The organism is Dokdonella ginsengisoli (assembly GCF_042652785.1).
GTDB classification, from domain to species: domain Bacteria; phylum Pseudomonadota; class Gammaproteobacteria; order Xanthomonadales; family Rhodanobacteraceae; genus Dokdonella_A; species Dokdonella_A ginsengisoli.
The window spans coordinates 62,107-74,675 of record NZ_JBHSHD010000013.1; the positions used below are offsets into that span (position 1 = coordinate 62,107).

Annotated in this window: 11 protein-coding genes; 5 read left to right on the top strand and 6 right to left on the bottom strand. The window is 71.8% G+C overall.

Annotation, left to right across the window (positions count from 1 at the left end):
• Positions 1 to 50 precede the first annotated feature (50 nt).
• Positions 51 to 1,190, top strand: coding sequence for a hypothetical protein (locus tag ACFO6Q_RS16930; protein ID WP_380022296.1), 1,140 nt, complete (start codon positions 51 to 53; stop codon positions 1,188 to 1,190).
• Here ACFO6Q_RS16930 and ACFO6Q_RS16935 read toward each other — a convergent pair.
• The 5 genes from ACFO6Q_RS16935 to ACFO6Q_RS16955 all read right to left on the bottom strand — a co-directional run bounded on the left by ACFO6Q_RS16935 (position 1,087) and on the right by ACFO6Q_RS16955 (position 6,185).
• Positions 1,087 to 3,459 carry a winged helix-turn-helix domain-containing protein gene (locus tag ACFO6Q_RS16935; RefSeq protein WP_380022297.1) on the bottom strand — a complete coding sequence of 791 codons (2,373 nt, stop codon included), beginning with the start codon at positions 3,457 to 3,459 and terminating at the stop codon, positions 1,087 to 1,089. The genes ACFO6Q_RS16930 and ACFO6Q_RS16935 overlap by 104 nt on opposite strands.
• A gap of 74 nt (positions 3,460 to 3,533) precedes the next feature.
• Positions 3,534 to 3,914, bottom strand: a complete 381-nt coding sequence (locus ACFO6Q_RS16940) for a hypothetical protein (protein ID WP_380022298.1) — start codon at positions 3,912 to 3,914, stop codon at positions 3,534 to 3,536.
• Positions 3,911 to 4,357 carry a hypothetical protein gene (locus tag ACFO6Q_RS16945; protein WP_380022299.1) on the bottom strand — a complete coding sequence of 149 codons (447 nt, stop codon included), beginning with the start codon at positions 4,355 to 4,357 and terminating at the stop codon, positions 3,911 to 3,913. Before ACFO6Q_RS16945 ends, ACFO6Q_RS16940 begins: the two co-directional genes overlap by 4 nt.
• A gap of 152 nt (positions 4,358 to 4,509) precedes the next feature.
• Positions 4,510 to 5,862, bottom strand: coding sequence for a collagen-like domain-containing protein (locus ACFO6Q_RS16950; RefSeq protein WP_380022300.1), 1,353 nt, complete (start codon positions 5,860 to 5,862; stop codon positions 4,510 to 4,512).
• On the bottom strand, positions 5,859 to 6,185 hold the full coding sequence (locus ACFO6Q_RS16955; protein ID WP_380022301.1) for a hypothetical protein: 327 nt from the start codon (positions 6,183 to 6,185) through the stop codon (positions 5,859 to 5,861). Before ACFO6Q_RS16955 ends, ACFO6Q_RS16950 begins: the two co-directional genes overlap by 4 nt.
• A 231-nt stretch (positions 6,186 to 6,416) precedes the next feature.
• Between ACFO6Q_RS16955 and ACFO6Q_RS16960 the strand changes: the two genes are divergently transcribed.
• The 4 genes from ACFO6Q_RS16960 to ACFO6Q_RS16975 all read left to right on the top strand — a co-directional run bounded on the left by ACFO6Q_RS16960 (position 6,417) and on the right by ACFO6Q_RS16975 (position 11,238).
• Entirely contained in the window at positions 6,417 to 7,313 is an 897-nt protein-coding gene (locus ACFO6Q_RS16960; RefSeq protein ID WP_380022302.1) for an ATP-grasp domain-containing protein, read from the top strand.
• Between the two features lie 293 nt (positions 7,314 to 7,606).
• On the top strand, positions 7,607 to 9,184 hold the full coding sequence (locus ACFO6Q_RS16965; protein WP_380022303.1) for a choice-of-anchor Q domain-containing protein: 1,578 nt from the start codon (positions 7,607 to 7,609) through the stop codon (positions 9,182 to 9,184).
• A 220-nt stretch (positions 9,185 to 9,404) separates the two neighbouring features.
• Positions 9,405 to 10,151, top strand: a complete 747-nt coding sequence (locus ACFO6Q_RS16970) for an electron transfer flavoprotein subunit beta/FixA family protein (protein ID WP_380022304.1) — start codon at positions 9,405 to 9,407, stop codon at positions 10,149 to 10,151.
• Positions 10,152 to 10,293: 142 nt separating this feature from the next.
• On the top strand, positions 10,294 to 11,238 hold the full coding sequence (locus ACFO6Q_RS16975) for an electron transfer flavoprotein subunit alpha/FixB family protein (RefSeq protein ID WP_380022305.1): 945 nt from the start codon (positions 10,294 to 10,296) through the stop codon (positions 11,236 to 11,238).
• Here the strand turns inward: ACFO6Q_RS16975 and ACFO6Q_RS16980 are convergent.
• Positions 11,204 to 12,478 carry a leucine-rich repeat domain-containing protein gene (locus tag ACFO6Q_RS16980; RefSeq protein ID WP_380022306.1) on the bottom strand — a complete coding sequence of 425 codons (1,275 nt, stop codon included), beginning with the start codon at positions 12,476 to 12,478 and terminating at the stop codon, positions 11,204 to 11,206. The genes ACFO6Q_RS16975 and ACFO6Q_RS16980 overlap by 35 nt on opposite strands.
• Between the last annotated feature and the right edge of the window lie 91 nt (positions 12,479 to 12,569).

Consider the following 12,569-nt stretch of genomic DNA (forward strand, 5'->3'; position numbering starts at 1 on the left):
GCGGCCTCCGTGCGACGGCCGCCGCGCCGCACCCTTTTCCCCGGGCTGCGATGAAATCCGTCTCGTTCGGAATCTTCCTGCTGGCCGCCGCGCTGATGCCGCGACCAGCAACATCGGCCGCCTTCCTGGCGCTGGATCTGCCCGGCAGCCAGCTCGCGGCGTTGTCCGCCGACGGCTGCGTCGCCGCCGGCGGGGTACTGGGCGCCCGCCCGAGCGGCTTCCGCTGGTCCGCCGCGCACGGCGCCGAATCGCTCGACGCCGCGATCACCGTGCACGCCCTGTCGCCCAGCGGCGACTATGCCGCCGGCTCGACGCTCGATGCGATGCAGCGCGAGGTCGCCAGCTACTGGGACGGCGCCGGCACGCTGCATCGCCTCGCCGCGATGCCGGGGCTGGCGACGATCGGCGCCGTCAGCCAGGCGCATGCGATCACCGACGCACCGCACGTCGTCGGCAGCGCACGCCGCAACGACCGCCTGCGCATCGCGTTCGACTGGAGCGACACGACCGGCATGCGCGCGCTCGATCCGGTTCGGGCGGAGGAAACTCGGGCGATCGCGATCAGTCCCGACGGCCGCCGCATCGGCGGCTGGGAGCGGATCGGCGACCGCGTGCGGCCGCTGCATTGGCGCGACGGCCGGCTGCTGGCGGACGCGTCCGACACCGAGCCCGGCGAAATCCTCGGCGCCAGCCGCGACGCCGAAACCCTGGTCGGCTGGATCGCGGCGAACGGCAGCTACCTCGTCCATCGCGACGCCGGCATCCGCCGCCTGGGCCGGGACCCGCCCGTGCGTCTGCGCGCCGGCAGCGACGACGGCCGCGTGCTGGCCGGCGAGCGCGGCAGCGGCGACGAGCGCGAGGCATGGCTGTGGCTCCAGGCGGAAGGTTTCGTTTCCCTGCGCGACTGGCTGGCCCGGCACGCCGCGGCATTGCCGCCGGACTGGCGCCCGCTCGCGTTGACCGCCGTCAGTGCCGACGGCAGGCGCGTGGGCGGCTGGGGCAGGCGCGACGGCGACCGTCTCGATTCCTTCATTGTCGATCTCGGCGGCGCGTCCTGCGATCCCGCGTCGCATCCGCAGGCGGCGTTCAGGGCGACAGCTGCAGATCACGCTCGCCGGCAAGGGCACGCCGCTTCGCCTGGGCCGCATCCGCCAGCGCGCCCTGACCTGAGGCCCGGTAGTACGCGCTGAGCGCGCGCGCCGCGAAGTAGTCCTTCTCGGCGTACGGCGTCAGGCGTCCGGCGATCGGAACCGCCGCATCGAACTCGCGCCGCTCGATCAGATGGTGCAGCCAGATCGAGGCGAAGGCGACGATCGTGCTCGGCTCGCCGACCTTCTCCGCCGCCGCCAGCGAGGACGAAAACAAGGCGCGTGCCTCGTCGTAGCGACCGCGCGCCTGCAGCAGCTGGGCGCGGCTGAAATCGAGCAGGGTCGACGCTTCGCCCTGCAGCGGCTCGACGGACAGGCGCGTGCGCCGCTCGATCAGCTGCGCGGCCAGTTCGAGGCGCTGCACGCGCAAGGCGGCATCGACGCCGATGAAGCCGCTCCACGACAACGCCAGCTGGCTGGCGAAGCCTTCGCTGGCGGCGGCACGCTGCATCGAGTCCATCGCCAGGTCCGCCACCCGTGCGTATTCGCCGCGCTGGCGCAGCCATTCCAGCCGCAGCATCACGAATTCCGGGTCGACCGCGGCGGCGGCGGGGCCGTCGTAGCGATCGATCACGCGGCCGGCCTCGCCCAGCCGCCCGACATTGAGCAGCGCGCGCGTGTGCGCCGCGGCGATGCGCGTCTTCAGCCGTTCGTTGTCGACCGACTGCACCAGCTCCAGAGCCTGCCGGCTGGTTTCCAGCGCGCCGGGGAAATCGAGCAGGCCGAACTGCACGTAGATCTTGTTGTGCAGGGCGGTGAGGAGCATCTCGCCCGCGCCGAATGCGGTCAGCACGCGAATCGACCGCTCCTGTGCTTCCAGAGCCGGCGCCAGGCGGCCGCGGTACGCGTCGGCCGCGGCGATGTTGATCTCGAGCTTGGCGATGCCGATGCGATCTTCGGCGCGCTCGAGCGCGACGCGCGCGTGACCGAAGTCCGCCATCGCTTCCTCGAAGCGCTCGCGGTTGGCGTAGCTGGCGCCGCGGCCGGCGTAGGCGTTGCCGAGCAGCTGCTGGTTGCCGCTCTCCTGCAAGCGCGTGATCGCTTCGCTGTAGGCCGTCTCGGCGGCGGCGAAGTCGGGACGCTGCAACTCGGCGCCGGCCAGGCCGAGCCAGGCCTGCGGCGACAGCTCGCGCGCGGCCGGCGCGGCGTCGTCGATCAGGGCGCGGAACGTCCGCCGTGCCTCGTCCAGGCGGCCGCGGCGCAATGCGACCTGGCCCGCACGCAGGCGGAAGCGGGCGTCCTCGGCGGCCAGCGTCGCATTCGCGCCGAGCAGCTGCTGCGCCTGCGCGAGGTCGCCGCTGAGCAGCGCGGCGTCAATGCGCTGCAGGACTTCCTCGTGCGAAGACGGCGGCGCCAGACGCCCGGCCGGACGCAGTTCGCGCAGCATCGGTTCGAGTGCGGCACGCACGGCGTCCAGCGGCGCCGGCGCGGTGCCCGAGTAGCTGCGCAGGGTCTGGCCGTGGAACACGTCGAGCGCGACGCGCCAGCCCGCATCGGTCCTGCGCGCATGCGCCTGCACCGCGTGCGTGGCGCCGGTCAGTGCGAGCAGGCGCGACAGTTCGGCGTTCTCCATCTGACCGCTCGGCTTCGCATCGGCGGTCAGGCTGAGGATCTGGTCGTTCGGCAGCACGCGGCGTTCGCCGCCCTCGCGCAACGCGACGCCGATGTAGTCCATGACGCCCAGCCGCATCCAGGCGACGTCCGCTGGATCCGCCTCGACCCGCACCGGCAGTACGAGGTAGGTCCCCTCGACGCCGGCCGGCGGCGGCGACGCCGGAACGGCGGGCGCCGGCGCGGGAGACGGTCCGGAGGCACGGAACGCGGCGAGGTAGAGGACACTCCCGCTCACCACGAGAGCGGCCAGGCCGATCGCGGCGAGCGGCAACCGGCGACGTGCCGGCGCCGCGGCGGCGGGCGTTGCGAGCGGTTCGGATGCCGGCACGCTGGCGGCCGACGACGTCGGCATCTCGCCGATGCCGTGCGTCTCTTCCGCCAGCTCCACGCGCTCGGTCGGCACCACCCAGCGATAGCCGAAGCGCGGCATCGTGCGGATCGTCTCGCCGTCGCCGTCGCGCACGGCCTGCCGCGCGCGCGACAGCGTCTGCGCCAGCGTGTGATCGTTAATGTCGGCCCTGCCCCACACCGCCGCGATCAGCTCGTCGCGGCCGACCGCGCGATCGCGATGCTCGACCAGGTAGACCAGACAGTCGAACGACTTCAGCGGCAGGGCGATCAGCTGCTCGTCGCGCCACAGTTCGCGCTGCCTGGGATCGAGCCGGTAGCTGCGGAAACGGTAGACGGTCTTGGACATCGAACGGGACGGCGCCGGCGGCGGGCGAAGTCGGGCATCATGGCATAGCGGATGCGCCGGCGACGCCGCTCGCCTCAGCGTTCTTCGAGGACGCGCACGCCGGCGACCGTGGGCTCGTGCCGGAACACCTGCGCCGAGCCGATGCCTTTCACGACCAGTTCGGTGTCCGAGCGCCACTGCACGGTCAGCGCCACCTGGTCGCCGAGGATCAGCGCGTTGCCGGCTCCCGTCGGCGCCGCATCAGCGGCTGGCACGATCGACAGCTGCGTGCTGAATCCCGTCGTCGCGCCGCAGTCACGCGTGAACACGACCGCCCGCATCGCGCCGGACGGCGAGGCGACGCTCGCCACGACCTCGTTGCCGCATGGATCGGCGCAGCCGCCGAGACCGATGATCGCCGTCACCGCCAAGGCTCGCGCCACCGACGCGACGCGCGACGGGCGAGTCGCGGTCACGGCGCGGCCTCCGGCTCGATCTCGCCGATCGGTTCGCCCTGCAGCGTGTACAGGCCGATCGCCGAACCCGCAGCGCCCTGCGAACGCGCGAGGGCGGCGACGAGTTCACGCCGCTCGAAGCCGTCGGGCTTGCTCCGCGCCACTTCGAACACCAGCAGCACGCTGTCGGCGTTCGTCGCGCCGCTGTCGAAACCGGACGCGGCGAGGAAGCGGTCGACGTCGCGCACGGCGCCGAACAGCGCCCTGGGCAGCACCAGCGGACGGCCGTCGTGCTCGACCGCGTAGTAGTGCTCCTCGCGCACCCACGGCCGGCGCTCGCGCACATAGGCGATCTTCCACGGATACACCGCGCCTTCGAACAGCAGCGTCCGCTTCGACTCCGCCGCGGCCGGAAACGCCGCCAGCGCCAGCACGAATGCCGGCAGCAGACACCACTTTGGCACGAAGAAATTCCTCACGCGCCCTCCTGCATGCGCGACGGCGCAGGCTGCGCCGCGCGAACGACACGAGTATGCCGCGGCGGAATCGGCCGTCGCCAGCCCGCGTGCCGCGAACGCTCCTTCCGGTCCACACGCCGGAAGGAGCGCGGCGCGGCTCAGGGCACGTAGTCGATGCCGACCATCGCCGGCGACGGCAGCGGATCGATGCCGGTGACCGCCGGTGCGTTGGGCGGCGCGCTGTAGTACTTGCCGGTCATCGCCGACACGTTCGCCTCGCACGAGGCCGAGCCGGTGGAACGGCTGTTGCGCGTCGGATCGGTCAACACCACCGGACTGGTCTTGGGCACGTAGTACAGCGCGCGCACGTTGCCCTGCCCGGTCACCATGCCGGGGCGCACGTTGCCGGTGAAGATCAGCGCCGGACCGCTGCAGTCGGTACTGACGTAGCTGGCAGTCGTCGAGCCGGCGCCGAGGCCGTCCTGCGAGATCGCGATGAAATATCCCTGCGTCGAGACGAACTCGACATTGGTGCCGTAGCCGCCGGTCGTCACCGCATGCAGCGGTCGCGGCAGTGCGGTGGTGAGCGTGCCGTTGATGCGCGCGACGAACCTGGCGCTGCCGGCGGCGCCGGTCGCGCCAGTGGCTCCGGTGGCGCCGGTGGCGCCGGTCGCTCCCGTCGGACCCGTCGCGCCGGTGCTGCCGGTGACGCCGGTCGCACCGGTCGCTCCCGTGACGCCCGTCGCGCCGGTCGGTCCGATCGGACCCTGCACGCCGATCGGCCCCTGCACACCGGTCGGACCGATCGGGCCCTGCGCGCCGGTGGGACCGGCAACGCCATCCGCGCCGGTCGGGCCGGTCGCACCGGTAAGGCCGGTCGCGCCGGTCGGACCGGTCATTCCGGTAGGGCCGGTCGGACCGATCGCGCCCGTCACGCCGATCGGGCCTGGCGCTCCGGTGGCGCCGGCGACGCCGTCCGCGCCGGTCGGGCCGGTGACGCCGGTGGCGCCCGTCGGGCCGGTCGGGCCGGTCGGACCGATCGCTCCGGTGACGCCGGTCGGACCGGTCGGTCCCTGCGCGCCGGTCGGGCCGGTGGCACCCGTCGCTCCGGTAGCTCCGGTCGCGCCGGCATTGCCGCTCAGCGCGTACTGCGCGACCGGCGCGGTCGCGATCGGCTGACGCGGCAGCGCGACGCCGTTGACCTTCACCTGCAGATAGGTCTGGTTGCCGACGAAGGCGCCGGGAAACGCGAGGTTGAGGCTGAACAATCCGTTTTGCACCGGAAAGCCCGGTTCGGAGATCGCCATGCCGACCTGGCTGCCGCCGCTCTGTGCGTCCCACAGCGAGAATTCCAGATCGTAGCTGCCGTTGGCGGCGGTGCCGTCCTGCTCCAGCCGGCCCTGGTAGAGAAAGTCCGGCAGCTGCGCCGCTTCCGGCGCGGCCTGCGCCGAGACCGCCGTGACCGCCGAGACGGCCAGTGCGGCCGCCAATGCCCTGCGTGCGAATTTCATGGTGTGCAGCCCCCTGTGTTCGGTTCGAATCCGTTGTGGAACAGGCGCTCGCCGAGCGGCGACTGCCCGGCGAGGAAGCCGGCCGTCAGTCGGTACTGCTTGCTGCCGCCTTTGGCCGTGCCGGTGCCGGCGACCGGCTGGCCGAGCGTGGAGGCCAGCGTGTAGCAGGACGCCGAGACGACGCCTCCGCCGCTGGCCACGACGCTGCGGGTGATGGCGTAGTCCTCGCCCGCCGCGGCGGGCGCCACGACGGCGCAGAACGCGAGCGCCGCGACGCACGCGCAGCGTCGCGCCGCGCCCGGCGCAGATGCGTTGCCTTTCATCGATGTCCCCCTGTCGCTGGGTCGAGCGCGAACGCCGCCACGGCCGTGCGGCCGTGTGTCGAACTTCGCGAACTCCCCTGGGCGCCTCGGCGCCCGCCCCTGTCCGGCGCCTCGGCGCGCCGGTCCATTTTTAGCCATTTGAACTGCATCACAGCCGGTCGCGCACGTCAACGGCCGCCACGTTCGTGCCATGCTTGTGCGTTCGCCTGGACCGCCCGGAGACACGAGCGCATGAAACCTGCCCGCATCGCCCTGGTCAGCGTCGCCGCCGCGCGCGCGCTCGACGAAGACCTCGCTCCGCTGCTCGACGCGCTGCGCGCGACCGGCGCCGAGGCCGACGTCGCTGACTGGGACGACGACGCCGTCGACTGGTCGCGCTACGACCTCGCCCTGCTGCGCTCGACCTGGGACTACGCCGAACGCCTGCCCGAGTTCCTCGCCTGGGCCGAGCGCGCGGCGGCGCGGACGCGGCTGCTCAATCCGCCCGACGTGCTGCGCTGGAACACCGACAAGCACTACCTCGCCGAACTGGAGCGCGCGGGCGTGGCGATCGTGCCGAGCCGCTTCGTCGAACCCGGCGACGCGCCCGATGCGGCGCTCGATGCGTTCCTCTCGACGCAGGCGCGCGAGTTCGTCGTCAAGCCGGCGGTCGGCGCCGGTTCGCGCGACGCGCAGCGATACGGCCGCGAGGAGCGCACCGATGCGACGGCGCACGCCGCGCGCCTGCTCGACGCCGGCCGCAGCGTGCTGCTGCAGCCGTATCTGGACCGCGTCGACGAGCACGGCGAAACCGCGCTGATCCATTTCGACGGCGTCTTCAGCCACGCGATCCGCAAGGGGCCGCTGCTGCGTCGCGGCGACGGCCCGACCGCGGCGCTGTTCGCCGCCGAGCAGATCACCCCGCGCGTGCCGGACGCGGAAGAACGCGCGCTGGCGCAGCGCGCGCTCGCCGCGATCGCGCAACGCGACGCCGGCACCCTGCTGTACGCGCGCGTGGACCTGATCCGCGACGACGACGGCGCGCCGCGCCTGCTCGAACTCGAGCTGGCCGAGCCTTCGCTGTTCTTCGCCCACGCGCCGGGCTCGGCCGAGCGCTTCGCCCAGGCGATCCTCGCGCGCACGCGCTGAGGTTCGTCTCGCGCGACGCGGCCCTCGGCGTCGCCACGCAGCGGCAAGGCTCGCTGGTCAAGAAATGACCATACGACTTGACAGCCGCATGACACGGACGTTTCAGCCACTTGTTCCAGAGGTTCTCCACAGGGCCATCCACGCGCACTGTGGAAAAACCCGCGCCGGCCGCGCCGACGGACATTCGCGCAGCGATGAGGTTTTCCGGCGCGCTCTTGCGTAGGAGCGGATACCGGATCCGGCCGCGCGGCGATGCCCGTGCCGGTTCGCCATCGCCAGCCAGGGGAATTGCCGTGCCTTCGACCCGCCTCCCGCCGCCCGCACGCGCGCTGTCACGCCGGCGCAGTGCTCCGCTGCAGCGTTCGCTCGCCGCGGCGCTGATGATCGCGCTCGCGCCGGTGCCGTCGGGCGCGGCGACGATCCGCGTCACCACGCCCGACGACGGCAGCGGCCCCGACGTCACCGCCACCTGCACGCTGCGCCAGGCGATCGCGTCGATGAATGCCGCGGCCCTCGCGGGCGGCTGCACGCATTCCGCGCCGGACATCGCGTTCGGCACGGACGACACGATCACGTTCGCCGCCTCCGCCGTCGCCGCTGCGCAGACGCCGGGTACGGTGACCCTGCGCGATCCGGACGGCGACACGCTCACCGGCGGCACGCTGGTGGTCAGCGCAGCGCGGCTGACGATCGACGCAGGCGAATGGCGCGGCAGCGGCGCCGGCCAGTACGCCGACGGCGTGACGATCGCGCGCGCGGCGGACGCCGCCGCGACGTTCGGGATCCTGCGCGACGACGCCGCGGCCGGCGGCGCGCTGATGCTGAAGGGGCTGGCCCTGCGCAACGGCAACGCGACGGATGCGGCCTGCGACGGCGGCCCGCATGGCGGCGGCGTGTGCGTGCCGAGCGCGGACCTGGTGCTGGTCGCGAGCACGATCAGCGGCAACTCGGCCAACGCGCTCGGCGGCGGCATCCATTCGGGTTCCGGCGCGCTGACCGTGACCGACAGCCGCGTCCACGGCAACTCGGCCTACCGCGGCGGCGGCATCCACGCAGGCTCCGGCACGCTGACCCTGACCGGCAGCACGGTCGACGGCAATTACGCGATGCGCGGCGGCGGCATTCTTTCCGATTCCGCCGCGTCGAGCCTGGTCGGCAGCACGATCAGCGGCAACTCCGCGCGCCGCGGCGGCGGAATCTTCGCCGAGTCCGGCACGCAGGCGCTGACCGACAGCGTGGTCAGCGCCAACTGGGCGTACTACCACGGCGGCGGCATCTACGCCGCGAACGGCACGCTGACCGTGAGCGGCAGCACCCTCCACGCCAATGCGGCGCGCTACTCCGGCGGCGGCATCTATGCGCTGGCCGGCACGCTGGACCTGGGCAACAGCACGATCAGCGGCAACACGGTCTACCGCACCGGCGGCGGCATCCTCTGCCACGGCACGCTGGCCCTGGTGCACGCCACCGTGTCGCAGAACACCGCCGGCCAGACCGGCGGCGGCATCGACGGCAGCGGCCACGGCCGCATCGAGCGCTCGATCGTCGCCGGCAACGCGCAGGCCTCCGGCGACGACGTGAACCTGGGCGGGCCGTGGACCGGCAGCGGCAACCTCGTCGAGGCGGCGAACCTCGACCTCGGTCCGCTGCAGGACAACGGCGGCCCGACGCCGACGATGCTGCCCGGCGCCGGCAGCGCCGCGCTCGATGCGATCGCCGCGTCGGACTGCGGCGCGACGGTCGACCAGCGCGGCGTGGCGCGCCCGCAGGGCGCGGGCTGCGACATCGGCGCGGTCGAGGTCGTGCCGGATGCGATCTTCGCCGACGGCTTCGATCCGCCGGCGCCTCGAGCGGGTTTTCGGCGGCCGTGAAAACCGCTGCTGGTCAAGGAATGACCACCCCGTCTTGACAGGCGCGCCACGCGGTCGTTTCCACTATTCGATCCCGAACTTGTCCACAGCGCTGTCCACGCCGCTTGTGGAAAACCCGCGCGCCTGCTGCGTCGCCGCACGCGTGCATCGTTTCCGCTAAAATCGAGGTTCTTTGCGCCGGCCGCACGGCCGCGCGGCTTCCAGCGAGGTTCGACATCCGATGAAGATCCTGGTCGGCTACAAGCGCGTCGTCGATTTCAACGTGCGCATCCAGGTCAAGCCGGACGGCTCCGGCGTGGTCACCGACGGCGTCAAGCTGTCGGCCAATCCCTTCGACGACATCGCGCTCGAGGAAGCGCTGCGGCTGCGCGAGAAAGGCGTCGCCAGCGAAGTCGTCGTCGCCACGATCGGCCCGGCCGATGCGCAGGCGCACATCCGCAACGGCCTGGCGATGGGCGCCAACCGCGCGATCCACGTCGTCACCGGCGAGGCGATCCAGCCGCTGACCGCGGCGCGCGCGCTGCTCAAGCTGATCGAGAAGGAACAGCCGCAGATCGTCCTGCTCGGCAAGCAGGCGATCGACGACGACTGCAACCAGACCGGCCAGATGCTCGCCGCGCTGTGGGACCGTCCGCAGGCGACCTTCGCCTCGAAGGTCGAGGTGAACGGCAACGCCGTGCGCGTCACGCGCGAGGTCGACGCCGGCCTGGAGACGATCGAGGTCGACCTGCCGGCAGTGATCACCACCGACCTGCGTCTGAACGAGCCGCGCTTCATCAAGCTGCCCGACATCATGAAGGCGAAGGCCAAGCCGATCGAGACGATCGAGTTCGCCAGCCTCGGCGTCGAATCCGGCGACCACCTCAAGACCACGCACTACGCACCGCCGGCCAAGCGCAGCAAGGGCGTGATGGTGAAGGATGTGGCGGAACTGGTTTCGGCGCTGAAGGCCAAGGGGCTGGTGTAACCCACACCGCTGCCTTCTCTCGCCGAAGGCGGGGGAAGCCCTCGAAACGCTTCGCAAGTTCATCCCCCATCCGCGCCTGCGGCGCGGCCTCTCCCGCCGACGGGAGAGGCGAACGGATCCATCGAATCGGACGGTAGAAACCATGAGCAAGATTCTCATCATCGCCGAACACCTCGACGGCAAACTCAATTCCAGCACCGCGCGCTGCGTGACCTGCGCCGGGCAGATCGGCGCGGATTCCATCGACGTGCTGGTGCTCGCCGCCGACCCGGCCGGCATCGCCGCCGAAGCGGCGAAGATCGACGGCGTGAGCAACGTCCTCGCCGTCGCGCGCGCCGAGAACGCGCATGCGCTCGCCGCCGTCTGCGCGCCGCAGATCGCCGCCGCCGCGAAGAACGGCTACACGCACGTGCTGGCGCCGTCGACGACCTTCGGCAAGGACGTGCTGCCGCGCGCGGCCGCCCTGCTCGGCGTGGCGCAGGTGTCGGACATTTCCGCCGTGGAAGGCGCGCACACGTTCAAGCGCCCGATCTACGCCGGCAACGCGATCGTCACGGTCGAGGCACCGGCCGGCCAGATCCTCGTCGGCACCGTGCGCACCGCCTCGTACGCCGCCGCGGCGGAAGGCGCCAACGCGGCGCCGGTGCAGGCGCTGTCGCTCGACGTCGCCCTGCCCTCGCACACGCGCTTCGTCGAACTGGCGCAGGGCAAGAGCGACCGCCCGGACCTGCAGAGCGCCAGCCGCGTCGTCTCCGGCGGCCGCGCGCTCGGCTCGTCCGATGCGTTCAAGGTGATCTACGCGCTGGCCGACAAGCTCGGCGCAGCGGTCGGCGCCTCGCGCGCCGCGGTCGACGCCGGCTACGTGCCGAGCGACCTGCAGGTCGGCCAGACCGGCAAGATCATTGCGCCGGAGCTGTACGTCGCGATCGGCATCAGCGGCGCGATCCAGCACCTGACCGGCATCAAGGACGCCGGCACCATCGTCGCGATCAACAAGGACGCCGAGGCGCCGATCTTCGAGATCGCCGACTACGGGCTGGTCGGCGACCTGTTCAAGATCGTGCCGGAGCTGGAACAGGCGCTCTGAACTCGTCGTCGTAACCGTCCGCGAACACGGTGTCCGTGTCGCAGTCGCGGTACCACGGCGCGGCACCCGTCGCCGCGTCCCACGCCGGATCGGGCGTCGCGGCGAGCGCGTTCGGGCACAGCTCCGACTGATCGTCGTACAGGTCCGGCGTGGCTTCCGGAACGAAGCCCGTCAACCGGTTGAACGACAGACGCACGTAGGCCAGCTGGTGAAGCGGGGCCAGCGGCGGGATGGCGCCGCGCAGGCGGTTGTGCGAAAGGTCGACGTAGTACAGGTGCCCCAGCCCCTCGAACGAGGGAATCGTGCCGGTCAGCGCGTTGTTCTGCAGATACAGCGTGCCCAGGGCCGACAGGCCGCGCAGCGAGGGGATCGGTCCGCTCAGCTGGTTGTTCCGCAGGTCCACATCCTGCAGGAAGATGTCGTGCCCTTCGAGCGCCGGAATCCCGCCGCTGAGCTGGTTGTCGGCCAGAGCGAGGCCGCGCAGCAAAGCGAGGCCGTCCAGTGAAGGAATCGACCCGGTCAGGCGATTGCGTGACGCGTCGAAATCGCGCAGTTCGGCCAGTCCGGCCAGCGAAGGGATCGAACCGCTGAGCTGGTTGTCGGCAACGTGGAACTGCCGCAGATGCGTCAGACCGTTCAAGGCCGGAAGGGTGCCGGTGAGCTGGTTGCCCGCGAGGTTCACGTATTCGAGCTCGGCCAGTCCGGCGAGCGCGGGCAGCGGGCCGCTGAACTCGTTGTCGTGGAGATTGATCGACTGTATGCCGCGCAGGGCGCTCAGGCCGGCGAGCGAACCGCTCAGACCGTTTCCGTCCGCAATCAGGCTGCGCAGGTTCGCAAGACCCTCGAACGAGGGCAGCGGACCGGCGAGCTGGTTGTCGTTGAGGTAAAGGTCCTCGAGGCTCGGCAATCCGCCCAGTGACGGGAAGCTGCCGCTCAGCTGGTTGCCCGACAAGGTCAGCCGGGTCAGGTGGGGCAGCCCCGTCAGCACCGGCACCGAGCCGGTGAGCCGGTTGAAAGGCAGCTGGATCGCGGTGACCGTGACGGCGCCGCTTTCGGACCCGCACAGGATGCCGGTCCAGTTGCACTCGGTGCCCGCAGGACCGTTCCAGCCGGAATGGTCGGCCCAGGCGTCGCCGCCAGTCGCCTCGTACAGCCCCAGCAGGGCCTGCCGTTCGCCGGGCGAGACCTGCGCCCACGCAGGCGCGACGGCGGCCAGCAGCAGGCATCCGAACAGACGCATCGCGTTTCGCATGACACCTCCCCTCGCACCCTGGACGCCATTGTAAAGAGTGCGACACCCGGGTGCGCTGCGGCTGGTGACGTCGGGGTCG